Source organism: Streptomyces sp. NPDC028907, from assembly GCF_055564995.1.
This window is the reverse complement of sequence record NZ_JBVHVE010000005.1, coordinates 496,712-519,320: the sequence shown is the minus strand read 5'-3', so window position 1 is coordinate 519,320 and position 22,609 is coordinate 496,712. Positions and strand designations below refer to the sequence as shown.

Annotated in this window: 17 protein-coding genes; 8 read left to right on the top strand and 9 right to left on the bottom strand. The window is 68.7% G+C overall.

Annotation, left to right across the window (positions count from 1 at the left end; translation table 11 throughout):
• Positions 1 to 143: 143 nt before the first annotated feature.
• The 3 genes from ACZ4UU_RS18345 to ACZ4UU_RS18335 all read left to right on the top strand — a co-directional run bounded on the left by ACZ4UU_RS18345 (position 144) and on the right by ACZ4UU_RS18335 (position 4,050).
• Positions 144 to 1,004, top strand: coding sequence for an SDR family NAD(P)-dependent oxidoreductase (locus ACZ4UU_RS18345; protein WP_392000411.1), 861 nt, complete (start codon positions 144 to 146; stop codon positions 1,002 to 1,004).
• A 242-nt stretch (positions 1,005 to 1,246) separates the two neighbouring features.
• Positions 1,247 to 2,716, top strand: a complete 1,470-nt coding sequence (locus ACZ4UU_RS18340) for an amidase (protein WP_468040935.1) — start codon at positions 1,247 to 1,249, stop codon at positions 2,714 to 2,716.
• An 86-nt stretch (positions 2,717 to 2,802) separates the two neighbouring features.
• Positions 2,803 to 4,050 carry an NADH:flavin oxidoreductase/NADH oxidase family protein gene (locus tag ACZ4UU_RS18335; RefSeq protein ID WP_468040933.1) on the top strand — a complete coding sequence of 416 codons (1,248 nt, stop codon included), beginning with the start codon at positions 2,803 to 2,805 and terminating at the stop codon, positions 4,048 to 4,050.
• 338 nt (positions 4,051 to 4,388) lie between these two features.
• On the opposite strand, the gene ACZ4UU_RS18330 is transcribed toward ACZ4UU_RS18335, so the two are convergent.
• The 8 genes from ACZ4UU_RS18330 to ACZ4UU_RS18295 form a co-directional block, all read right to left on the bottom strand.
• Complete coding sequence (locus ACZ4UU_RS18330) at positions 4,389 to 4,961, bottom strand: TetR/AcrR family transcriptional regulator (protein WP_392000407.1); 573 nt, start codon at positions 4,959 to 4,961, stop codon at positions 4,389 to 4,391.
• A gap of 73 nt (positions 4,962 to 5,034) precedes the next feature.
• The gene (locus tag ACZ4UU_RS18325) at positions 5,035 to 5,823 is read right to left on the bottom strand and encodes an alpha/beta fold hydrolase (protein WP_468040932.1); all 789 of its coding nucleotides are present in this window, start codon (positions 5,821 to 5,823) and stop codon (positions 5,035 to 5,037) included.
• Complete coding sequence (locus ACZ4UU_RS18320; protein WP_468040930.1) at positions 5,820 to 7,412, bottom strand: glycoside hydrolase family 43 protein; 1,593 nt, start codon at positions 7,410 to 7,412, stop codon at positions 5,820 to 5,822. Before ACZ4UU_RS18320 ends, ACZ4UU_RS18325 begins: the two co-directional genes overlap by 4 nt.
• A gap of 11 nt (positions 7,413 to 7,423) precedes the next feature.
• On the bottom strand, positions 7,424 to 8,572 hold the full coding sequence (locus ACZ4UU_RS18315; protein WP_468040929.1) for an alginate lyase family protein: 1,149 nt from the start codon (positions 8,570 to 8,572) through the stop codon (positions 7,424 to 7,426).
• Positions 8,573 to 8,659: 87 nt separating this feature from the next.
• Positions 8,660 to 12,073, bottom strand: coding sequence for a Tat pathway signal sequence domain protein (locus ACZ4UU_RS18310; protein ID WP_468040927.1), 3,414 nt, complete (start codon positions 12,071 to 12,073; stop codon positions 8,660 to 8,662).
• Positions 12,074 to 12,083: 10 nt separating this feature from the next.
• The gene (locus ACZ4UU_RS18305) at positions 12,084 to 12,950 is read right to left on the bottom strand and encodes a carbohydrate ABC transporter permease (RefSeq protein WP_468040926.1); all 867 of its coding nucleotides are present in this window, start codon (positions 12,948 to 12,950) and stop codon (positions 12,084 to 12,086) included.
• Positions 12,947 to 13,900, bottom strand: a complete 954-nt coding sequence (locus ACZ4UU_RS18300; protein ID WP_391200447.1) for a carbohydrate ABC transporter permease — start codon at positions 13,898 to 13,900, stop codon at positions 12,947 to 12,949. The genes ACZ4UU_RS18305 and ACZ4UU_RS18300 overlap by 4 nt, the downstream gene beginning before the upstream one ends.
• A gap of 49 nt (positions 13,901 to 13,949) precedes the next feature.
• Positions 13,950 to 15,278, bottom strand: coding sequence for an ABC transporter substrate-binding protein (locus ACZ4UU_RS18295; RefSeq protein WP_468040924.1), 1,329 nt, complete (start codon positions 15,276 to 15,278; stop codon positions 13,950 to 13,952).
• Between the two features lie 377 nt (positions 15,279 to 15,655).
• On the opposite strand from ACZ4UU_RS18295, the gene ACZ4UU_RS18290 reads away from it, so the two are divergent.
• The 3 genes from ACZ4UU_RS18290 to ACZ4UU_RS18280 all read left to right on the top strand — a co-directional run bounded on the left by ACZ4UU_RS18290 (position 15,656) and on the right by ACZ4UU_RS18280 (position 19,973).
• A complete protein-coding gene (locus ACZ4UU_RS18290) occupies positions 15,656 to 16,669 on the top strand; it encodes a hydroxyacid dehydrogenase (protein WP_468040923.1) in 1,014 nt (337 codons plus the stop codon).
• 116 nt (positions 16,670 to 16,785) lie between these two features.
• Positions 16,786 to 18,750, top strand: coding sequence for a glycoside hydrolase family 127 protein (locus ACZ4UU_RS18285; protein ID WP_468040921.1), 1,965 nt, complete (start codon positions 16,786 to 16,788; stop codon positions 18,748 to 18,750).
• 104 nt (positions 18,751 to 18,854) lie between these two features.
• Positions 18,855 to 19,973: a LacI family DNA-binding transcriptional regulator gene (locus ACZ4UU_RS18280; RefSeq protein WP_468040919.1), complete on the top strand. Its 1,119-nt coding sequence runs from the start codon at positions 18,855 to 18,857 to the stop codon at positions 19,971 to 19,973.
• A gap of 89 nt (positions 19,974 to 20,062) precedes the next feature.
• Here ACZ4UU_RS18280 and def read toward each other — a convergent pair whose 3' ends face one another.
• Positions 20,063 to 20,737, bottom strand: coding sequence for a peptide deformylase (gene def, locus ACZ4UU_RS18275; RefSeq protein ID WP_468041138.1), 675 nt, complete (start codon positions 20,735 to 20,737; stop codon positions 20,063 to 20,065).
• 432 nt (positions 20,738 to 21,169) lie between these two features.
• On the opposite strand from def, the gene ACZ4UU_RS18270 reads away from it, so the two are divergent.
• Both ACZ4UU_RS18270 and ACZ4UU_RS18265 read left to right on the top strand, forming a co-directional pair.
• Positions 21,170 to 21,565, top strand: a complete 396-nt coding sequence (locus ACZ4UU_RS18270) for a YchJ family protein (RefSeq protein ID WP_468041136.1) — start codon at positions 21,170 to 21,172, stop codon at positions 21,563 to 21,565.
• A 495-nt stretch (positions 21,566 to 22,060) separates the two neighbouring features.
• Positions 22,061 to 22,423, top strand: coding sequence for a hypothetical protein (locus ACZ4UU_RS18265; protein ID WP_468040918.1), 363 nt, complete (start codon positions 22,061 to 22,063; stop codon positions 22,421 to 22,423).
• Positions 22,424 to 22,609 lie beyond the last annotated feature (186 nt).

Sequence of the window (22,609 nt, the reverse complement as noted above, 5' to 3'; positions counted from 1 at the left end):
CCGCCCGTCGGCAGACTGCTCCGACCGCGGTGCTCCCCTAGTCAATAGCTTACGTTCATAATATTATGTTCGGCAGGCAATGCTCAGCCGGCCCGTCGGCGTTTCGCCCCAGGGCCTGGACAAGGATGTTCAGGAGGAGCGCCATGGCAGGGACACAGCGAATCGCTTCGTTGGCGGGGAAGGTCGCACTCGTGACCGGCGGCTCACGGGGGTTGGGTGCTGCGACGGCACGCCGCCTGACCGACGAGGGCGCCCGGGTCTTCGTCGTCGATCTCCACTCCCCGGGCGCCGACCAAGGCATCGACGAGCGGGTCACCGTGCTGCGCGGTGACGTCACCGACCTCGCCGCCATGTCAGGAGCCGTCGAGGAGACAGTGGAGAAAGGGGGGCGCCTCGACATCGTGATCGCAAACGCGGGTGTGGCGGCCAGGGGTGCAACGCTTCGCGCTTCGGCGCCTCCCAGGATCGATCAGCTCCTCGATGTCAATGTTCGCGGTGTGCTCAACACCGTCCATGCCTCGTTGCCGCGCATCATCGAGAGCAAGGGCCGCCTCGTGCTGCTGTCGTCAGTGTTCGCCTATGTCAACGGCACAGGAACGGTCCCTTACGCGATGAGCAAGGCGGCTGTCGAGCAGCTCGGCAGAGGGTTGCGAGTCGAACTCGCCGCTCATGGAGTCAGTGTCACCACGGCCTACTTCGCCCTGATCGACACTGACATGATTCGGCAGAGCGTCGATGAGGATCCGGCGGCGCGAGCGCTCCTCAACGGCCTGCCGAAGATGCTCCACAAGCGAATCAGCCCCGAGGAGGCGGCGCACGCGATCGTCGCCGGACTGCGCCGCGGGGACGCACGTGTCGTTCGCCCGCGCCGATGGTCCGCGGTCTCGGCCGTGCGAGGCGTACTGGCCCCCGTGATGGACGCCCGAATGGCAGGCGACGGCAAGGTCCAGAGCATCGTCGCAAGCCTTGACGCCCGCGAAGGCGAAGATCTTCTGACCTCCTGAAGCGGCCACGCGTTCCTTTGGCGGGCCGCGATCGTCCACATCGGCGCCGATGCCGACATGACACCGCCCGGCGAGGCAACGGCGTTGGAGCCTTCGCCGGCAGTGGCGGATACCGCGGGCGCGGAGGTTGGACATTGAAGTACGATCGTAATATTATCTTCGTACGCCAATGGTGTGGGCGAGAGCGACTACTCCCAACCTCTGAGCCCGTCGAATCAGCGCGTACAGAAATGAGGCTCTCCGTGCGTGACCTCCCGTTCCAGTCAGCCGCGGACCAGTTGAGTGCGCTGGCTTCGGGTGAGATTTCGAGCGCTGAGTTGCTCGAGGTCTACCTGAGCCGGATCGGCGCCCACAACGAAAGGCTGAACGCGATCGTCACCCTCGACGTCGAGCGGGCGCGGCGCGAGGCCGGGAATGCCGACGCGAAACGCGCGAGCGGAGCAGAACTCGGCCCCCTCCACGGTCTGCCGATCACGGTGAAGGACAGCTACGAGACCGCCGGTCTGCGCACGGTCTGCGGTCGCCCTGACCTCAAGGACTACGTACCCGATCGGGACGCCGAGGCGGTGCGCCGGTTGCGCGCCGCCGGCGCGGTGATCATCGGCAAGACCAACATGCCCGCGGGAAACCAGGACGTCCAGGCCGACAACCCGGTGTTCGGGCCAACGCTGAATCCCTGGAACACCGCCCGTACGTCGGGGGGTTCGGCCGGCGGTGGCGCCGTGGCGACAGCCGCGGGGCTGACCGCTTTCGACTTCGGCTCGGAGATCGGTGGCTCGACCCGGATTCCCTCGCACTTCAACGGCCTCTACGGACACAAGGCGACCTGGCGGTCCATCCCGCTCATCGGCCATGTGCCGGGCGCTCCGGGTGTCGGACGGTGGGGGGAGTCCGACCTCGCCTGTGCGGGCGCCCAGGTCCGCGAGGCGCGCGATCTTGTCCCCCTTCTCCTTGCGACGGTCGGACCGCCCGAGCGTGACGGTGGCTTCAGTTACACACTCGCACCGCCCCGGGCGAACAAGCTGGGTGACTTCCGGGTCGCGGTGTGGACCGAAGATGCCCTGTGTCCCGTCGACCACGATGTCGAAGCCGCGGTGGACGACGCCCTGACCGCCCTGGAGACGGCGGGCGCGAAGGTCCGGCGACAGCCCGCCGACCTCCCCGTCTCCATGGCGACCAGTCACGACGTCTTCCTGCGCCTGCTCTTCGGGGCGTTCACCTACGACCGGTCCGGACTGACGGCAGCCTCCAACGCCGCGCTCCTCGCGCGCGCCGCCCAGCGTCCCCGCGCAGAAGCGCGGTATGCCTTGCGAGGAACCTTCCAATCGCACTACAGCTGGCTGCAGGCGGACGTCGCACGCCATGAGATCCGGGAGCGATGGGTCGAGTTCTTCCGGGAGTTCGATGTTGTGCTCATGCCGGTCACGCCGACCACGGCACCGCCCCATCACAACAAACCGATCGACAGGTTCGGACGTCGGATCCAGGTCAACGGGCGGTCCCGGCCCTACTGGGACCAGGTCAAGTGGAGCGCTGTGGCCAATGTGGCCGGCTCTCCGGCGACGACCGTCCCGGTCCGAACAGCCCGGGACGGTCTGCCTGTCGGGCTGCAAGTGATGGGGCCCAGCGGCGGCGACCTCACCACGATCAAGTTCGCCGAGCTCCTCGGCCAGGAACTGGAGGGCTACCAGCCCCCGCCAGCCTTCGCATGAGGATCCACCGATCCGTGCCGCCCTGAACCCGAGCCAACAGGCAAACCCTGCCTGGCGCCGAACCCACCTCCAAGGAAAAGTCCCCGATGAACACCCTGGACACCCCCCTCACCCTCCCGAACGGCCAGGTGCTGCCCAACCGTCTGATGAAGTCGGCGCTGAGTGAGACGCTGGGTGACAAGAACAACGCACCGGACGAGCGGCTCGGACGTCTCTACTCGACGTGGAGCCGAGGCGGCTACGGCCTGCTGATCACCGGCAACGTCATGGTCGATCGAGCCCACCTCGGCGAACCGGGCAACATCGTCATCGAGGACGAGCGCGATGCCGACGCCCTCTCACGCTGGGCCGGGACGGCCCAGGATGCCGGTGTCCCGATCTGGGCGCAGCTCAACCACCCCGGGCGCCAGACCAACCCCATGGCACTCGGACACACGCCGGTGGCACCCAGCCCGGTCGCACCGAAGCTGCCCGGAGCCAGGACGCCGCGCGAGCTGCGACCGGCGGAGATCGAGGAGATCATCGAGCGCTTCGCGACGGCCGCGGCCGTGTGCGAGCGAGCCGGCTTCAACGGCGTGGAGGTGCAAGGAGCCCACGGGTATCTCATCTCACAGTTCCTGTCACCGCTGTCCAACCGGCGCGACGACGACTGGGGCGGCGACCCCGAGCGGCGGATGCGTTTCGTCCTGGAGGTCGTCCGACGCATCCGTGCCCGCGTCGCACCCGGCTTCGCGGTGGCCGTCAAGCTCAACTCCGCGGACTTCCAGCGTGGCGGCTTCAGCGAGGACGAATCCCGCGCCGTACTGTCCGCGCTGGCCACCGAAGGCATCGACCTCATCGAGGTCAGCGGCGGTAGTTACGAGTCCAGGGCCATGAGCGGCGAGGCGGCACCCAGTACCAGGGCACGCGAGGCGTACTTCTTGGAGTACGCCCGTACCGTACGCGAACTCGTGGGCGACATCCCGCTCGCCGTCACGGGCGGATTCCGCACCCGCGAAAGCATGCGGCGAGCCGTACAGGCCGGTGAGTGCGACGTGGTCGGCATCGGCAGGCCGGCGATCACCACGCCGGACGCGGCCCGGCTCATCCTCGACGAGCGGGCCGAGATGCTCACCGCACACCAGATGCGCTACGGCATGAGAAGCATGCTCGGCAGAATCGCCGACATCAAGGCACTGGACGGGGCGCTGGACCTGAGTTGGCACACGGACCAGATGCATCGCCTGGGCAGCGGCCTGCTCCCCGACCTGAGTCGCGGTCAACTCGCCACCACCATCGCGATGGTGCGGAGAAACGGCCGTACCTCGTTCCGCTCCAAGCGAGGCGGGTCATGAGGACCTTCAAGCGTCGCCAAGTGGCCCGGTAGGACTTTGACTTCACGAACATTCCGAGAACCAGGAGAGGGAGATGATGCACGGTTCAAGCCGGAACGTGTCCCGGCTGCTGACCGACTCTGCGTCCCGGTACCCGGAGCGCACGGCGATCGTTCTCGGTGGGGACCGGATCACCTACGCCGAATCGTCAAGCACCAGCTCTCCCCGACAACACGGCTCCCGATCGAGCAGCGGTTCGTCGCGGAAGCCGTAGTCGACCCGATGACGACTCTCAAAGGCGGCGACGGGGCAGGCGGGGCCCCGGGAGGCCGACGCCCACGCGAGAGTCGTCGTCCTTCTCAGGCCATGAATGCCAGGGCGTTCTCGATTCCCCGTTCGAGGACGTCATCGGCGTCCTTCCGGTCGCTGAGGGCGCGGGACAGTTGCAGCGTCCCGACCATCATGGTGAAGAGCCCTATGGCCTGGCCGCGAGCCGATCGCGGATTCTCAGGGGCCAGGCGGGCGGAGATCTCTTCCACGATGGCCATCGCTCCATCGGCGTAGGCATGCTTGATCCCGTCCTCGCAGCGGCCGATCTCGCCGAGCAGTGCGGCGGAGGGGCATCCGGCATCCGAATGATCCCGGTGTTCGGGCGACAGATAGTCGCGGATGAGGTCCTCGAGTCCCTGACGTCCGGGCCGTAGCGTGCCGTACGTCGCGACCTGTGCGCGCAGTTGGTCTGCGACGACATTGGCGACGAGGTCTTCCTTGGACTTGAAGTGGGCGTAGAAGGCTCCGTTGGTGAGCCCGGCATCCGACATCAGCGTAGAGATGCCGGAGCCGTCGATGCCGTCCTGCTTGAACCGATGGCCCGCCTTCTCGATGATCCGCTGCCGCGTCACCTGCTTGTGTTCCTTGGTGTAGCGCGCCACAGGCTTCCTCCATCGTCTCGCACGCGCACGACCCCAGGCCAAAGCCTGACGCACATAATATTATAACTGACAGCTAACGCGTCGCCCAGTCCTCCAACAGGCGCACTGTGCGTCCGACATGTTCCTCGTGCAGGTAGTGCCCGGTGTCAGGCCAGTGTTCGACGCGGGAGCCGGGGACATGCAGGGTGCCGCGTTCCCAGGTGGCCGCTTGCGCCGAGGTCCATACGGTGAGCGCGGGCTGGGTGCGCCGGCGCAGATACGCCTCGCTGTGCGGGCGGACGCCGACCGCGCCGGAGTCGGTGTACATGCCGGAGTACGCCTGGGCGATGACGTGGTCCGGGGTGCCGAGCATGGTGCGGACATGTGCCGTACGCAGTCCGGCCGGAGCGCCTGCCGGGAAGGCGCCGGCGATGAATTCGGCCGCGGCGCGCGCCCCGCGCTCCCGGTACTCCGCCAGCCGGGCCGGGATCCCCTCGACTTCCGCGCCGTGCGCTCCGTGAGCCGGATCGAGGGCGACGACCGAGCGGACCAGCTCCGGATGCCGTACCGCGAGCAGGTTGACGACCTGGCCGCCCATGGAGTGGCCCACGGCGATCGCCGGCCCGGTGCCCAGGTGCCGGAGCAGCGCGGTGAGGTCGTCGGCCATCTCCGTCGGCGTGTTGCCCTCGTCGGGGACGTCCGACCGGCCGTGCCCGCGCAGGTCGGGGACGATCACGCGGAACCGGTCGGCCAGCGCCTCGGCGTGCGCGGACCACTCCCGGCCGTCTCCACCCCAGCCGTGCACCAGCAGCAGCGGAGCCGCCCGGTCGGGCCCGAACGCGGTGCAGAAGAGGTGGACGCGCTTCAGGTCGATGATCGTCATGCGCGAACGTCCTCAGAGGTCCGGTACGTGGCGTAGGCGAAGTCCGCGTGGACACCGGCGCCGTCCAGGTCCTGCACCCACAGTCCCAACATGGCGCCGGTGAAGCCGAGAACGCGCAACTGGCCGTCGTGGAACTCGTCGGCGTGCTCGTCGGACAGGACGGTGGCGTCGAGTTCGATCGGCAGCGCCTGAACTCCCCCACCGGTGTCGTACGAGAAGCGCAGGGCCGGAACGTCGAGTTCGGCGTGCAGGACGACCGGGCGTCCGGGCTTCAGCGGTACGGCCGGCTCGTGTGCGACGAGACGGCCGGCCTCGCAGCTCAGTGCCCGTAGGACCGGGGAGCCGTCGTCCTCGGCGGTGACGTACAGGTAGTGCCAGTTGCGGGTGTTGTAGTAGGCCGTCAGACCCGCCAGGTGGTCGGGGGTGCGGGGCGAGAAGGTCAGGCTGGTCTCGAAGGAGCAGCGCGGGGCGGTCACCCGCCGGGCGAGCAGGCTGGGCGTGCGGCGGCCCACCGGCGACTGACCGCCCCGGATGCGCAGCCGCCCCGGTGCCGGCTCGATCCAGTCGTCGCCGGCCGGGCGGCGCAGCGTGGACCAGTCGGGGCCGAGGACGGGAGCGTCGAAGCAGTCGTTCGCCGGTGGTTCGGCGACGGGCGCGGGTGACAGCGCGGGTGCCGGTACCGCGACGGCGGGTACGGCTCCGGCGATGCGGGGCCAGCCGTCGTCGGTCCAGGTCACCGGTTGCAGCGCGGTCTCCCGGCCGAGCACGCACCGGCCCCGCTCCGAGTGGGGGCGGGCGGCGATGTGGGCGGCGTACCACTGTCCCGTCGCCGTCTCGACGAGGGAGCAGTGCCCGGCCTTCTGCAACTCAAGGGCCGGGTCGTGCCGGGACGTGAGCAGGGGGCCGGCCGGATCGGCTTCGTACGGTCCGAGCAGGTCGCGGGAGCGGGCCACGGCCGCGCCGTGTTCGTATCCGGTGCCGCCCTCCGCGTGCACCAGGTAGTACCAGCCGTCGCGCCGGTAGAGATGCGGGCCCTCGGCGACACCGACGGAGGTTCCGGTGGTGAGGGTGCGGGGTTCGCCGAGCAGAGCCCGGGTCTGGCGGTCGTACTCCTGGATCTCGATCCCGGCGAATCCCTCGCGGTCCGGACGCCAGTCGAACCGCATGTTCAGCAGCCAGCTGCGGCCGTCGTCGTCGTGGAACAGGGACACGTCGAAGCCCCGGCCGTGCAGCGGCACCGGGTCGGACCACGGTCCTTCGATCGAGGCGGCCGTGGTGACGTAGTTGGGGAGGTCCTTCCAGCCCTCGGCGTAGGTGTCGACGACGGTGAAGACGAGGTGGAACAGGCCGTCCGCGTACGACAGTCCGGGCGCCCAGATGCCGCCGGAGTCGGGGACGCCGGTGAGGTCGAGCAGGCGCCTGCTGTCCAGAACCCCGCCCAGCGACCGCCAGTCGACCAGGTCCCTGGAGTGGTGGATCCGGACGCCCGGGTACCACTCGAAGGTCGAGGTGGCGATGTAGAAGTCGGCGCCGACGCGGAGGATCACGGGGTCGGGTTCGAAGCCGCGCAGGACGGGGTTGTGGATCACGAAAGCTCCGCTCAGAGGGTGAACAGCAGGGTGCCGAAGCCCACGTGGTCACACTGGAACGCCGCGCCCTCCGGGCTGATGTTCCCGATGGCCGCGTACGTCCAGGGGGCGGGCAGGCTGCGGCGCTTGACGTAGTGGTTGAAGGCCATCTCGTAGATCGGGCGCAGGTTGCCGCGCTCGATGGTGGAGATGGAGTTGAACGTGAGTTGGCAGGAGCCCCAGACGGTGTACGGGACGTCGTTGCCGGTGTTGTACTTCGCCGTGTACTCGAAGCCGGCCAGCAGCCGGTTGGAGGAGGCGGAGTACAGGTCCTGGCCCTGGACCCAGGCGATCTCGCAGGCCTCGGCCATGCTGCCCAGGATGAGCTGGGTGTGGGCCTGGTCGCGGCCGCTGTCCACGCACTGGCCGGAGTCCCTGATCACCCGGCTGATCCTGCAGCAGTCGTGCAGGTGGAAGGCGTCGACGGCGGCGTTGTAGAGGGAGGTGTCGTTGCAGAACACTCCGAACGCCATCATCGCCTTGATGCAGTTGGTGCCCCAGCCCGCGTCGCCGAACGTCCTCACCAGGGGCACGAAGACGTTCTTGAAGAGGTTCTCGGTCTGGGTGATCTCGGCCGCGGACCAGCTCCCCGCGGGGGCGGTGTACCGCATCAGCTCGGCCGCCGCCGCGAGTTTGAAACCGTAGATGGAGGCCGCGAGCTGGGCGTCCTTGCCGGTGATCGAGGTGAGGGTGGCGGACCAGGCCTTGATGATCTGCAATGCCTTGGTGGCGTGGGCGGTGGTGCCCGTCAGGGTCCACATCAGGGCGTTCTGGTAGGCCGCGTTGCAGTCGTTCCAGAACTCCCAGTTGCCGATCTCGGTGGTGCCGCGGTCGATGGTCGTGAGCGGGCCCATCATGGCGTAGTTCGACTGCGAGTACCCGTTCGTCCTGAACACGTTCCAGCCGCTGAGCCAGGGCTCGGTGCCGGCCGCGATCCGGGTCTTCATCCGCTGGATGTCGGAGAGCTTGTGCAGCACCCCGGGGTGGATGAAGGAGGTCAGTGCGTCCGCGGTCGGGATCGCGGCGATCCCGGTGGCGGCCGCCGTGGTACCGACGGCGGTGATCTGCAGGAATCGGCGGCGGCTCGGGGACGCGGGCGTGGTGGGCTGTGACTCGGACATGCGTCTTCCTCTTTCACTCGACGTTGAGTGTTAGGGGGGTGGCAGATGAGGGGGGAGCCGGGCGTCGGCCCGGCTCCCCCGGGGCGGTCAGCCGGCCGCGCGCCGGCCCCGGTACAGCACGAGCGTGCTGCGCGGGCCGACCTTGGGACGCTGTCCGGCGCCGATGTTCTCGCCGGTGGCGAGGTCGCGGGCGGGGCCGAAGTCCTGGCGGGCGGGCAGGGTGTACGTCCGGTCGGTGCTGGTGTTCATGGCGATCAGGTAGTCGCCGTACTCGCACAGATAGAACGGCGCGCGTCCGACGAGCATGGTCTCCACGCCCTCGAAGTGGACACCGAGCGCCGGGTCCGGGACGTCCGCGGGGACCGGGGCCAGGTGGTGGACGTCACCGGCCAGCGACTGGTGCAGGGTGTCGCCGGGCGGCGGGAAGCCGCCGGGCGGGATGTGCCCGGCCCCGGGGTCGTTGATCGCGTAGTCCCACAGGATCCAGTCGTTGACCGTGTACGTGTCGTCGGTGGCGCCCGCCGAACGCTGGCGGATCGTCGCGGAGCGCTGGTCGGTGGGGGTGAGGTGGTGGATGCGGGCGTAGTCGTTGACGCCCTGCCGGGCGCGCCAGTACAGGGAGGCGAAGAGGAGTTCCGTGCCGTTCTTCACGGCCAGGACGCCGTTCTCCTCGTCGGTGAAGACGAAGTCCGGCCGGTCCCAGGCGGTGGGGATGCGCCCCGGGCGGGCCGGGAGTGCCTGGAAGGCGTCCCAGTCGCGGGAGACCAGGCGCAGCGCGGCGAGGCCGACGCGGGTCCAGGTGTGGTGGACGAGCAGATCGAGCTGCCGGTAGAACTGCCCGTCGTCGACCATCTCCTGGGTCCAGCCGACGATGTCCGGGTCCTTGAACACCACCGCCGACATCAGCGGGTGCGAGTCCCAGGCCGTGCGGGAGGCGTAGGCGACCTCACCGGGGTAGACCTCGTTGCGCCAGCCGACGACCGTCTCGATGCGGGACACGCGGGCGCCCGTCTCGTCGACGTCGACCACCCGGAACCGCCCCCGGGCCTTGATGATCTTCACCATCTGCTCGCGCAGCTCCGGCGCCTCCTTGCCCCGGTATCCGCGCGTGACCGACTCGTACATCATGACCAGCCAGTCGTGGACCTCGCCGTAGCTGCCCACGTACCCCAGTTCGCGGGTCAGACCGGCCCGGCTGACCTGGTGGTAGCTGTCGCCGAGCGGCTTGGTGGGGTTGCCGTCCTCGTCCTCCTTGCCGAGGTAGGGCTTCATGCCGAGCGACTGGTACATGTAGTCGCGGGCCTTCTCCTCCGGCAGGGCGAGCTCCGGGGCGAGCAGGCCGAGGCCGCGGTTGGCCTGGTAGATGCCGATGGCGCAGATCTGCGACTGGTTGGTGTAGTGCGGGAAGTGCTGACGCCAGTAGTCCCGGCTCGACTTCAGCATGTCGATGTACGCGGCGCGCCGCACCGGCTGCTCGGGGGTGCCGGTGTCCGCGGGCGGGGTGACGGTCAGGTCGTCGAACCAGGCGGTGCCCGGGCCGCTCAGCCGGAGATGGAACTCCACCTGGGTGGCGCCGGCAGGCGTCTCCAGGTCGATGGAGACCTGCTCCCAGTCATGCGTGCCGGTGGTGGCGTACTGCCGGTGGTCGCCGCCGACGAGCTTGCCGCTCGCGTCGAAGAACAGCGCGTCGATGTGGGCGCCCGTGCCGGTGACGCCGTCCGTCCTGATCCACGCGCCGTAGGTGTACTTCCCCTTGCCGACCTGGAGCTTCGCCGTGTTGTACGCCGTGACGAAACCGTTCGCCGCGGTGGCCGCCAGCTTCAGCGACGCGGATCCGGACCGGTTGACGGTGGTGTCCCGGGACCAGGAGGCGTCGGCGGTCTTCCCCCAGCCCGGCACCTCCCAGCCGGCGGGAGTGGCGGCGCCCTGCTCGAAGCCGGGGTTGCGCAGCTCGGTGGGCTTGATCAGGTCGACGGAGTCGAACCAGGCCGTGCCGGGGCCGGACAGGCGCAGGTGCATCTCCATCTGGGTGGCGCCGGCAGGCGTCTCCAGGTCGATGGAGACGTACTCCCAGCCGTGGGTGCCGGTGGTGGCGTACTGCCGGTGGTCGCCGCCGACGAGCTTGCCGCTCGCGTCGAAGAACAGCGCGTCGATGTGGGCGCCCGTGCCGGTGACGCCGTCGGTCCGGATCCAGGCGCCGTAGGTGTACTTCCCCTTGCCCACGCGGGTCTTGGGCGAGTTGTACACGGTGATGAAGCCGTTCTCCGCGCTCGCCGTCACCTTGAGCGAGGCGGAGCCCGACCGGGAGGCGGTGGTGTCCCGGGACCAGGAGGCGTCGGCGGTCTTCCCCCAGCCCGGCACCTCCCAACCCATGGGGGTGTCGCCGCCCTCCTCGAAACCGGGGTTGGAGATCTCGTACGGCGAGCCGGTCACCTTCTCGTCCAGGCGGTCGCCCAGATGCTCCCAGAGCAGCGCCAGCACCAGCCCGACCCGGCCGAAGCCCTGCCACTGCTGGTCGGAGCCGGTCATCACGGTCGCGTCGTTCTTCCACGCCATGTACCGGCCGTCGAGCGCGCGCAGGACGCGGTCCAGCGCCGCCGGGCTGTGGTACGCGGGGCTGCCGGACCAGAGGTAGCCCTCGGCGAGCGACTGGAAGGCGAAGGCGTCCATGCCGGCGGGGTTGGCGCCGGTCAGGTAGTGCTTCTGGTCCTTGGCGACGCGTTGACGCACCGCCTCCAGGGTCTCGGGGCCCTCGACGGTACGGGCCTTCGGCACCGGCGCGGGGCCCTGCACCTCGCCCTTGGGCGGGACGAAGTACGGCTCGGTGTGGGTGTAAAGGCGGTAGATGCCCCGCGACGGCGTGGTCATCTTGTAGTACAGCTGGTCGACGTTCTGGCCGTAGGACCAGATGCGGCCCATCGAGCGGATCTCCAGCTTCACCTTCTTCCTGCCCCGGGTGAGCCTCTCCGGAAGCGGCAGGGTGTGGAAGAAGAACCGGCCCGGGGTACGCGGCGCGGTGTCCAGGATGTCGAGGCTGTCGACGGCTCCCTCGTCCTGGTAGCCGACCTGCTTGCCGTCGCAGAACAGCTGCAGCCGCCACATGTTCGTGCCGGAACCCGCCTGCTGCGAGGTGGGGTCGTAGTCGTCGCCCCACAGGCGAACGGTGACGTAGGTGGTGTCGGTCGGGCTGACGACTACGTCGAACTCGAGCGTGCCGCCCCAGTACGTGGCCGGCTCGGTGGGGTTGAGGACACGGGCCTTCTGGCCGAGGCCTCCGGTGACCGTGTCGGAGAGCGTGGCGGTGAGACCGTGCGCCGACTCGGATCTCTCGTTGCCGAAGACGACGATGTCCAGGGGCTTGCAGACGGCCGGCTCGAAGGCGGCGTCCAGGGCCGGGGCCGCGGCGGCGGACGGGGAGTTCAGCAGGCCGAGGCCGGCCGCGGCGACGCCGGTCGTGCCGGCGTACTTGAGGACATCACGTCTTCTGGGTGCGTTGGGCACGGCTGATCCTTTACTTGAGGCTGCCCATGAGGATTCCGCTGCGCCAGTACTTCTGGAGCGCGAACATGAAGACCGCGAGCGGAACGATGGACAACAGGGACCCGGTGAGGACGAGGGTGTTCATGTCGCGGGCGGTCTGCGCCTGCTGGAGCCAGGAGTACAGCCCGAGGCTCACAGGGAACGTGCGCTCACCGGTGAGCATGAACAGGGGCAGGAAGAAGTTGTTCCAGATGTTGATGAACTCGAGCATGAAGATGGTGATGCCGCCGGTCCGCATCAGCCGCAGCGCGACCGACCAGAAGATCCGCAGCTCCCCGGCGCCGTCGAGACGGGCCGCTTCCATCAGTTCGGTGGGGATGGAGCTGTCCGCGTACACCTTGCCCAGGTAGACCCCGAACGGATTGATGAAGTAAGGGATGAGTACGGACCAGATGGTGTTGGTCAGCCCGACCTCGGCGAAGACGAGATAGAGCGGGAAGGCCAGCAGGGTGCTCGGCAGCAGCGAGGCACCGACGATGACCGCGAAGAACGCGCCCCGGCCCCGGAAGTCGAACCGCGACAGCCCGTACCCGGCGGCGAGCGAGACCAGGGTGGAACCGGCCGCGCCGAGTGTGGAGTAGAGGATCGAGTTGCCGATCCAGCGGGTGAACACCCCGTCGTGGTAGGTCCAGATCTCCTGGAGGTTGTCCGCCAGGTGGTTGGAGGAGAACCACAGCCCGAAGGTGGAGTACAGGTCCGTCTGGTTCTTGGTCGCGGAGACGATCAGGAACCACGTCGGGGCGAGTGAGTAGATCAGGAAGAGGACCAGCAGGCCGGTGGTGAGCGCCACCGCGCGGCGGGTGGGGCGCACGCCGCCCCCGGATGCGACAGCGCTCATGACATCTTCCTGTTCGTGACCCGGTAGAAGACGAAGGCGAGAATGCCGGTGACCACGGCCAGGACCAGGGACTCGGCGGCGGCGTACTGGTAGTCACCGGTCTTGAACGCCTTGTCGTAGATCTCCATCATCGGAGTGAAGTCGGTGTTGATCGACTCCGGCGCGATCTGCCGCAGCAGGAGCGGTTCGGCGAACAGCTGCAGCCGCCCGATGAGGGAGAACATGCCGGTCAGCACCAGGATCCCGGTGATGTTGGGAATCTTGACCGACCAGGCGATCCGCCATTCCCGGGCCCCGTCCAGCCTGGCCGCCTCGTACAGCTCGCGGGGCAGCGCCTGCAGCGAGGCGGAGATCAGGATCATGTTGAACCCGATCCCCTGCCAGGTCAGCAGATTGCCCAGGGAGAGGTAGGTGTTGAGGCCGCCGAAGAAGGTGATGTCCGTGCCGGCGCCGTGCGCGAGGTCGAGCAGCGGAGAGCCCGTCGGGCTGTAGAGGAACAGCCAGATCACGGTGGACACCACGGCGGGCACCACGTACGGGATGAGCAGCGCCGCGCGGAAGAACCGCACCGCGCGGGCGGCCACCCCGTCCAGGAGCAGGGCGAGCAACAGCGCGAGGCCCAGCATCACCGTGATCTGCGCCGCGCCGAACAGCAGGGTCCGCAGCATGCTCGACCAGAAGTCGCCGTCACCGAGGATGGAGGCGAAGTTGGAGAAGCCGGTGAAGACGACCCGGGTCGGGCCGAAGCCGAGACCGCTGCTCTTCTTCTCCCGCAGGCTCTGGCTGAAGGCGTAGCCGATCGGCACGACGTACGTGGCCAGGAAGCCGAGCAGGAAGGGCAGTGCGAACAGCAGTCCCTTGTGGGCTCCCCGGCTCCCGGCCCGGCGGGGGGAGGGCCGCCGGGCCGGGGAGTCGGTGGCGACCTTGGGGGGTCGCGTCAGGGTGGACACGGGTGTCTCCAGAGGTGGGTCCTACAGAGGCGGGGGCCTACAGGGGAGGTCAGCTGCCGGCGACGGCCTTGATGCCCTTGCGGTTGAGGTCGTCCACGGTCCACTTCTGCAGCGAGGTCAGCATGTCCTTGACCGTCAGCTGCTTCTTCATGACCTTGCCCCACTGCTTCTGCATCTCGGAGTACATCGCCGCGTAGTTCGGGCCGTACTGCCACTGCTCGCCGACCCGCGAGGCCGCCGTGGTGATCACCTGCGCGCTGTCCGACTTCCCGTTGAACATCCCGGTCGGGATGATCTTGTCGACGTACGGCGAGACGTCCTTGACCGCGGGGAACAGGCCCGACTTGGAGGCAGGGTCGGTGAGCGCCGTCAGTGACTCCTTGCTGCTGCTCAGCCAGGCGGCGAACTCGGCGGCGCGGTCGGGGTACTTACAGCCCTTGAGGACGCCGGTGGTGTCGAAGTTGCTGGAGGTCTGCGGCTTGGCGGTGTCGAAGGCCGGCGAGTCGGCGAGCTGCCACTTGCCCTTGGACTTGGGGAAGTTGGTGTCGTAGATCGGCAGCTGCCAGGTCGAGGTGGTCATCGCGATGGTCTTGCCGAGGTCCCAGGTCTTGAAGACGCCCGGGTCGGCGTACGACGCGCTGGACGCGAGGTCGTTGTCGACGAGCTGCTGGACTATGTCACCGGCCTTGAGCGCCTCGGGTGAGGTGAAGTTCACGACCCAGTGGTCGCCGTCCACCTTGTACCACTGGGCACCGGCCTCCCAGGACAGGTCGACGAGCGCGCTCGGGTCCTCGCCCGCCATGTTGTAGATCTTGACGTTCTCGTCCTTCTCCTGGACCTTCTTGCCGGCGGCGATCAGGTCGTCCCAGGTCTTCGGGGCCTCGATCCCGTACTTCTGGAACAGGTCCGCGCGGTAGGCGGTGAACAGCGGCGCCGACCCCATCGGAATGCCGAAGGTGGTGCCGCCGGGGCTGACCGCGTTCCACGCGGCGACCGTGTACGCGCCCTTGTACTTGGCCGCGACCTCGCTGATGTCGGTCAGTAGCCCGTCGGCGGCGAAGTTCGCCAAATTCATCCCGTCCATCTTGGACAGACAGGGCGCGGTGCCCGCGTTCACCGCGGCCCGCAGCTTCTGGTAGGCGGTTTCACCGGCGGCGTTGACGAACTTGATCTGCGTCTCGGGGTGCTCCTTGTTCCACACCTCGGTCTGCGCCTCGATGCCGTCCGTCCAGCTCCAGAACTCCAGGGTGACGTTGCCCTTCGTGGCCGCCGAGGCTTCGGAGCCGGAGTCGTCCGAGCAGGCGGTCAGCAGCAGGGAGAGAGAAGCGGCGGCGGCCACCGGGACAAGGGCCCTGGGGCGGATACCGGACTTGGACATCGGTCCTCCACGAAAGGAACGGGACGGCGCCTGCACGTGGGGGAACGGCGCGGTCAGGGCGACGCGAGGGGAGAGAAACGGGTACTGCGCGGCGAGGCAGTAATCGTTTGTTGTCGTGGACGGTACGACCGAGGGAGCCAGATCCACAAGAGGTGGCGCCGGATTGTTTCGCTCGACTTTCCAGAACGTTACCTGTCGATGGGCCTGACCATGGACGTTCGCGCCATCGCGGGGCAGGTGGGTGGACTCTCTGTGACGTACCTGTGTCGCAGAGCTGGTCATTGACCGGGCTCTCTGGGGCTTCTAGCGTGGAATACGTTTACTGTGACGCTCAGGCTTGTCGCCGGCCGATCCCGGCACCCCTCCCCAGGAGCAGCATGCATACGTCAGTGCCGCCGTTCGCCCTCTTCGCCATGAATCCGGTACATCTGCCCGAACTCTTCCCGCCTCCGCTGCTGACCCGCCTCCAGCAACTGGCACGGGTCGACCCCACGCTCGTCGCCCAGGACTTCTCCGATCCCGCCGTGGCCGAGGCCCTGGGCCGCGCCGAGGTACTGGTCACCGGCTGGGGCTGCCCGCACCTCGGCGCGGAGGTACTGGCGGCGGCGCCGCGACTGCGCGCCGTCCTGCACGCCGGCGGCAGCGTCCGCCACCTCGTGGGTGAGCCGTTCTGGGAGCGCGGTCTCACCCTCTCCAGCGCGGTGCGGGCCAACGCCCTGCCCGTGGCCGAGTACACGCTCGCCGCGATCCTGCTGGCCGGCAAGGACGCCTTCGGGCTGCGCGAACGCTTCCGGGCCGAGCACGTCTACCCCGCTGCGACGGAGTACGCGACGGTCGGCAACCTCGGCCGCCGGGTCGGTCTGATCGGCGCCTCCCGGGTGGGCCGCCGGGTCCTGGAACTGCTGCGGCCCTTCGAGCTGTCGGTGAGCCTCCACGACCCCTACGTCAACGCCGCCGAGGCCGCGGAGCTGGGCGCGGTCCCACTGGGCCTCGACGAGTTGCTGCGCACCAGTGACATCGTCAGCGTGCACGCCCCCGACACCCCGCAGACCCATCACATGCTCAACCGCGAGCGGCTGGCGCTCATCCCCGACGGCGGCGTCCTCATCAACACCTCACGGGGCGCCCTCGTCGACCACACCGCGCTCACCGAGGAACTGGTGAACGGCCGGCTCAGCGCGATCCTGGACGTCACCGACCCCGAGCCGCTGCCCGCGGACTCCCCGCTCTACCGCCTTCCGAACGTGTTCCTCACGCCGCACATCGCCGGCTCCCTCGGCAACGAACTGGCCCGCCTCGGCGGCACGGTGGTGACGGAACTGGAACGCCTGACGACGGGGCTGCCGCCTGCCCACCCGGTCCACCGGGCCGAACTGGCGATCAGCGCCTGAGGACTTCGACGCCCACCCGACGGCCGAGGACGCCGCCCGCCCGCCGGGCTCCCGCAACGCCGATCCCGTCGCACCCCACCCCACCCCAGCCCGTCCCTCTTCCCTCGGAGACACCCTTGAACACCACCCAGGCCGGACCGGTCCACCCCTCCCCACGTGCCGTCTCACCCCTGCGTCCCGCCTCCGCGGCCCGCATCGAGGGCGGCTTCTGGGCCGAACGTCGCCGGGTCAACGCCCGGATCTCCCTCGCCGAGGGCCCGGGGCGGCTGGAGCAGGCCGGCAACCTCGCCAACTTCCGTGCCGCCGCGGCCCTGCGCACCGACGGCGCGGACACCCCGTCCGGCACCGGCTTCTCCGGCGACTTCCAGTTCCAGGACTCCGACGTCTACAAGTGGCTGGAAGCCGCCTGCTGGCAGCTCGCGGACACTCCCGACGAGACACTCGCCACCGAGGTCGAAGCCATCGTCGAGCTGATCGCCGCCGCCCAGCGCGAGGACGGCTACCTCCAGACGTACTACCAGCTCGGCGGCGGCATCCCCTGGACCGAGCCGGGCTGGGGACACGAGCTGTACTGCGCGGGACATCTGATCCAGGCCGCCGTGGCGCACCACCGGGCCACCGGTTCCGACCGGCTGCTCGCCGTGGCCCGCCGGCTCGCCGACCACATCGACTCCGTCTTCGGCCCTGGCAAGCAGGTGGACACCGTCTGCGGCCATCCCGAGGTGGAGACCGCCCTCGTCGAACTCCACCGGACGACCGACGAGAAGCGGTACCTGGACCTCGCCCGCTACTTCCTGGAACGCCGCGGCCACGGCACCCTCTCCTCCGGCGCCGACCGGGGCCACGACCGCGACCCGGGGCCCGAGTACTGGCAGGACCACACGCCGGTCCGCGCGGCGGACGAGGTCACCGGCCACGCCGTCCGCCAGCTCTACCTCCTCGCCGGAGCCGCCGACCTGGCCGCGGAGACCGGCGACACGGAACTCCGCACGGCGCTGGAGCGGCTGTGGCGGGACATGGTCACGACCAAGACCTACCTCACCGGCGCCGTCGGCTCCCGGCACGACTGGGAGGCCTTCGGCGACGCCCACGAACTGCCGGCCGACCGCGCCTACGCCGAGACCTGCGCCGCCATCGCCTCCGTCCACTTCTCCTGGCGCATGGCCCTGCTCACCGGCGAGGCCCGCTACTCCGACCTCGTCGAGCGCACCCTGTTCAACGGCTTCCTGGCCGGCGCCGGTCTCGACGGCCGCACCTGGCTGTACGTCAACCCGCTTCATCGGCGGGCCCGTTCACACGAACGCCCCGGCGACCAGACCGCCCACCGCACCCCCTGGTTCCGCTGCGCGTGCTGCCCGCCCAACGTCATGCGCCTGCTCGCCGGGCTCCCGCACTACCTGGCCACGGCCGACGACAGCGGTCTGCAGCTGCACCAGTACGCCACGGGCGTCTACGGCGGCGACGGCCTCACCGTACGGGTGACGACGGAGTATCCGTGGGAGGGCACGGTGACCGTCACCGTGGACGAGGCTCCCACCGCCCTGCCGCGCACGCTCTCCCTACGCCTGCCGGCGTGGTGCGCCGACCACACCCTGACCGTGAACGGCACCACCGTCGAAGACGGGGCCGACTCCGGCTGGCTGCGCGTCACCCGCGCGTTCACCCCCGGCGACACCGTCCGCCTCGACCTCGCGATGCCGGCCCGGCTCACCGTCCCTTCCTCGCGCGTCGACGCCGTCCGGGGCTGCGCCGCCGTCGAACGCGGTCCGCTGGTCTACTGCCTGGAGCAGACCGACCAGCCGGGGCGCCTGGACCCGGACGCGATCGCTGTGCCGCCGGACACGCCACTGACCGTGCGCAACCGCCCCGAACTGCTCGGCGGGGTGCGGACGGTGAGCGTCACGGGGAACCGCCTCCGCGCCGACGATGCGTCCGGCGACTGGCCCTACCTGCCGTACGCGTCGGCGACTTCCGGCGAACCCCGGGAGAGCGTCGAGCTGACGGCGGTGCCGTACTACGCCTGGGCCAACCGCGAGCCGGGCGCCATGCGGGTCTGGCTGCCGCTGGCCGCCCGCGGGTAGACGTCGGCGTGGTCAACATGGCGACAGTAATCGTTTACTGAAATTTGTGAACCGATCGCCCCATCCGGTGTCCGAGAGGAGGCGCAGTGCAGTAACGTCGAGGTGTGACAGCGAATGGAAACGGTTCTCCCACAACGCCCGCCTCCCCGGCTTCCAGGCGTCGGCGCAAGAACCAGGCAGGTGAAGAGCGCCCCAGCACGATTCGCGATGTCGCCGAACGGGCGGGGGTGTCGGTAGCAACCGTTTCCAGGGCCCTGGCCGGCAACTATCCCGTGTCGGCCGCCACCCGGGAGCGCATCATGGCTGCCGTGGAGTCGCTGCACTATGTGGTGAACGTCCACGCCAAAGCCCTCTCCGGGCGGGTGGCCGGTCCCGTCGCGCTGGTCCTGCGGGACATCACCGGGCCGTCGCTGGCCCATGTCGCCGCCGGGGTCGAGCAGGAGGCGGCCCTGCGGGGCCGGCTGAGCCTGGTCTGCGCCACTCACGGAGACACTGCCCGCGAGGACGACCTGGTGCAGTTGATGCGCGAGCAGCACGCTGCCGCGGTGGTCCTCGTCGGCGGGGCGGTGCAGGACGAGGTCTACTTCCAGCGCATGACCGAGTACGCGCGCGCCCTGGACGCCGCCGGGTCACGTCTGGTCCTGGTCGGCCGCCCGCCCCTGCCCGGGGATCACCCGGTCACCGTCGTGGACTACGACAACCGCGGAGGCGCCTTCCAGGCCGCAGACCATCTGTTCGTCCAGGGCCACCGGCGCGTCCTCTTCCTGGGCGGCGACCCACAGCTCAGTACGGGGGTGCAACGGAGGGAGGGCTACCTCCACGCCCTGCGCGCGCACGGCGTGGAGTACGCGGAAGAGCTGGACGTCCCCGGTCCGTACACCCGCGTCTCCGGCTACCAGCGCACGAGGGACGCACTGAAGGCGGGGGTCGACTTCACGGGCGTCCTCGCGGGGACGGACATGGTGGCCCTCGGTGCGTTGGCCGCGCTCCGCGACGCCGGCCTGAACGTCCCCCGGGACATCTCCCTGGTGGGCTTCGACGACGTCCCCTTCGCCGCGGACCTGACCCCGTCGCTCACGTCGGTCCGGGTGCCGTACGAGGATCTCGGCAGAACAGCGGTCCGGCTCGCCCTGGAACGCAGCGAACGCATCAGCGGCGACGACCATGTCGTCCTCAGTACGCAACTGGTGATCCGTCAGTCCGTACGCCGCCCGCGTCCGTAAGGCCGGTGAGACTCCTCGTCCGTTCGGTCGGGAACCCCGGACGGCGGGAACAACTCCGCAGATCCTGCCCTGGGTTGCTCTTCAGCCAGTCACGAAGACGGAGATGGCGCTGATTCAGTCGTCAGGACTACGGCGTAATGCGGTTCACTCTCGGCCATCTGCCGTAGTGCGTTCTTGCGCTCACGCCTGGAGAGCCGATCGATGTAGAGGTATCCGTTCAGATGGTCGGTCTCGTGTTGCAAACACCGAGCGAAGTAGCCGGTGCCTCGTACCTTGATCGGGTTGCCCTTCTCGTCCTGTCCGGTGACCTCGGCATAATCGAGGCGGGCGAGCTTCGCGTACGCGTTCGGCACCGAGAGGCAGCCCTCGTTGTCGTTGTTCAGACGGCGTCTTTCCACGGGAAGTTCGACGAGCCTGGGGTTGCAGACCACCCCGACATGTCGGACGCCCTTGTCGTCGGGGCAGTCGTAGACAAACACTTTCAGGTCGACGCCGATCTGGTTGGCGGCCAGGCCGACGCCCTGTGCGGTGCGCTGGCTGGCGAACATGTCCGCGACCAACTGTTGGAGTTCATCGTCGAACTCGGTGACCTCCCGGCACTCCGTGCGGAGCACTGGGCTTCCGACGACAGTGATCGCACGTGAGGTACCTCGCTCGCGATACGCCTGTTCGCGCTCGTCGCAGTTGTCCGTGTCGATGACGAATCCCTCGTCGTCAACGCGATGGATTCCGTCGGCGATTCCGCTCGTGGTTCCGGTGGTCAGTGGGGGTGTGTCATTGGAGCTGGGCACCGCAATTCCTGCCTGTCATGGGAAAGCCACCTCGTTCATCGTGCGCATACCGAGGATGAAGGACCCTCGTGGTCTCATCGAGCGCCGGCCCTGCTATTGCTCGCGCACCGCGTCCGCGGCACGTCCAGCGGGGATCCGAGGTGGAACTGAGTGTCATTATGATAGTCACTCAAGATCAGGTTCCGTGGATTTCCCGTGAGAAACGAGTTGTGAATCAGTGAACGAGACTGACAGGGTATTTGGGCCCATGCTGTTCGGCGAGGTGGCCCCTGTTGCACCGCCTTACCCACCGGGCAGTTCGACCACGGCATGGTCGGGCTGTGAAGGCCAGGGAGTCCGGGGAGTCCCAGGAGTCCGGGCCAGGCATCGCAAAGCGGTCGAGAACGTGCCGGTAGGGAATGGATGATGGCTGGTATCACCGTGCGTTCTTGTCCTTGTGGGCTTCTGGAGAGGTATGGACAGTGCTGTGGGCGTTACCACTCCGGTGCCGCCGCCGCGCCGACGGCAGAAGCGCTCATGCGGTCGCGCTACAGCGCCTTCGTGCATAAGAACGAGGCGTATCTGCTGCGGACATGGCATCCGAGGACGCGTCCGGATCAGATCGGCTTCGTACCGGGGATGCGGTGGACTGGGTTGGAGATCCTCGACACGAGCGAGGGTTCGGCCTTTCACAGCACCGGGACAGTGACCTTCCGGGCCTCTTTTCGGGGCGGCGCTCTGCATGAGCGGAGCCGGTTCGAGCGGGTGGACGGGGCGTGGGTGTACGTGGATGGGACCCTGAACCCGGTGCTGGGCAGTTGAGGGCAGGGCACACTCGGTTCCGCCGTCGCGGGCGGTGACAGTCGCGTTGAGGTCGGGGCATCGCGTGTCAGCGGTCGGTCCTCGCCCGCGCGAAGGCGCCTTCAGGCAGGTCGCGGCCCAAGCTCGTGGTGACTGACGAAACCCCGGCCCGCAGGTGGTGACGGTCCGGGTCGGGGGACACGACGGCCGTTCCTCGACGACCGATCGGCGCCGCCCTTCCCCTCTGCCTGCGTACGGAGCACAGCAACACGATGACAGCAGGCCCGCCACGACGGTGACGGTCAGGGACGCGATGACGTTTGCCTCTACTCGTGACCACATCCCATCGGAATGCTGTGAGGGAGCTACGGCGAGTCGCGCAACGAGCCTCGGCATCCAGCGTTTCCCGACACCAGAAAGGGCTGACTGTGTCGGCTGCAACGTAAGCCCGAAGCCGCTCTCTGCACCGCTGGGCACCACCCTCAGTAAATCCGACTCCATGATGGAGGAATCACGATGAGCATCTTCGCTCGTGCACGCTGCCTCACCACGGGCACGCTTGTGGCCGCAGCCTCGGCGGTGGCGCTGGCGGCTGCGCCCGCTTCCGCCGCGACCATCACCCAGATCAACGTCAGTACCTCGGTCATCCCGAGAGGCGCCAACTGCGTGTACATCACGGACGAGCCCGCTTCTGGTTCCGGACGCACCGGCGGCCCATATGTCTTCACCGCGGGCGGCAGCTTCCAGAAGAGCGGTTTCCCGGTCAACAGCGGCGACACCGTGCGCTTCGAATGGCACAGCAACAACTGCGGACCGTCCTCCTTCCTGCGGACGAACTCGTACGTCGCACCCAACACGACCACCTGGAACATCACGTGACGTGTGTTCTCGTACCCGGCTGAACAGCCCCCTTGAGCGGGTGGCCGCCCGGTCGATGAGTGACTGACCGCCGTAGCAACCTCTCGCTTGTTCTCACCTCTTGTCGCTGGTTGGCCCGGACGGCCATCTCGGCGGCGGAGCGGCCACCTGACCGCGGATCGTGGTCAGGTGGCCGATGCCCCACGC

Excerpts from the sequence above, each read along its gene's own strand:
- ACZ4UU_RS18345 (WP_392000411.1), top strand. The coding sequence starts at position 144 with ATGGCAGGGACACAGCGAATCGCTTCGTTGGCGGGGAAGGTCGCACTC.
- ACZ4UU_RS18335 (WP_468040933.1), top strand. The coding sequence starts at position 2,803 with ATGAACACCCTGGACACCCCCCTCACCCTCCCGAACGGCCAGGTGCTG.
- ACZ4UU_RS18325 (WP_468040932.1), bottom strand. The coding sequence starts at position 5,823 with ATGACGATCATCGACCTGAAGCGCGTCCACCTCTTCTGCACCGCGTTC.
- ACZ4UU_RS18315 (WP_468040929.1), bottom strand. The coding sequence starts at position 8,572 with ATGTCCGAGTCACAGCCCACCACGCCCGCGTCCCCGAGCCGCCGCCGA.
- ACZ4UU_RS18305 (WP_468040926.1), bottom strand. The coding sequence starts at position 12,950 with ATGAGCGCTGTCGCATCCGGGGGCGGCGTGCGCCCCACCCGCCGCGCG.
- ACZ4UU_RS18295 (WP_468040924.1), bottom strand. The coding sequence starts at position 15,278 with ATGTCCAAGTCCGGTATCCGCCCCAGGGCCCTTGTCCCGGTGGCCGCC.
- ACZ4UU_RS18290 (WP_468040923.1), top strand. The coding sequence starts at position 15,656 with ATGCATACGTCAGTGCCGCCGTTCGCCCTCTTCGCCATGAATCCGGTA.
- ACZ4UU_RS18270 (WP_468041136.1), top strand. The coding sequence starts at position 21,170 with ATGGCTGGTATCACCGTGCGTTCTTGTCCTTGTGGGCTTCTGGAGAGG.
- ACZ4UU_RS18265 (WP_468040918.1), top strand. The coding sequence starts at position 22,061 with ATGAGCATCTTCGCTCGTGCACGCTGCCTCACCACGGGCACGCTTGTG.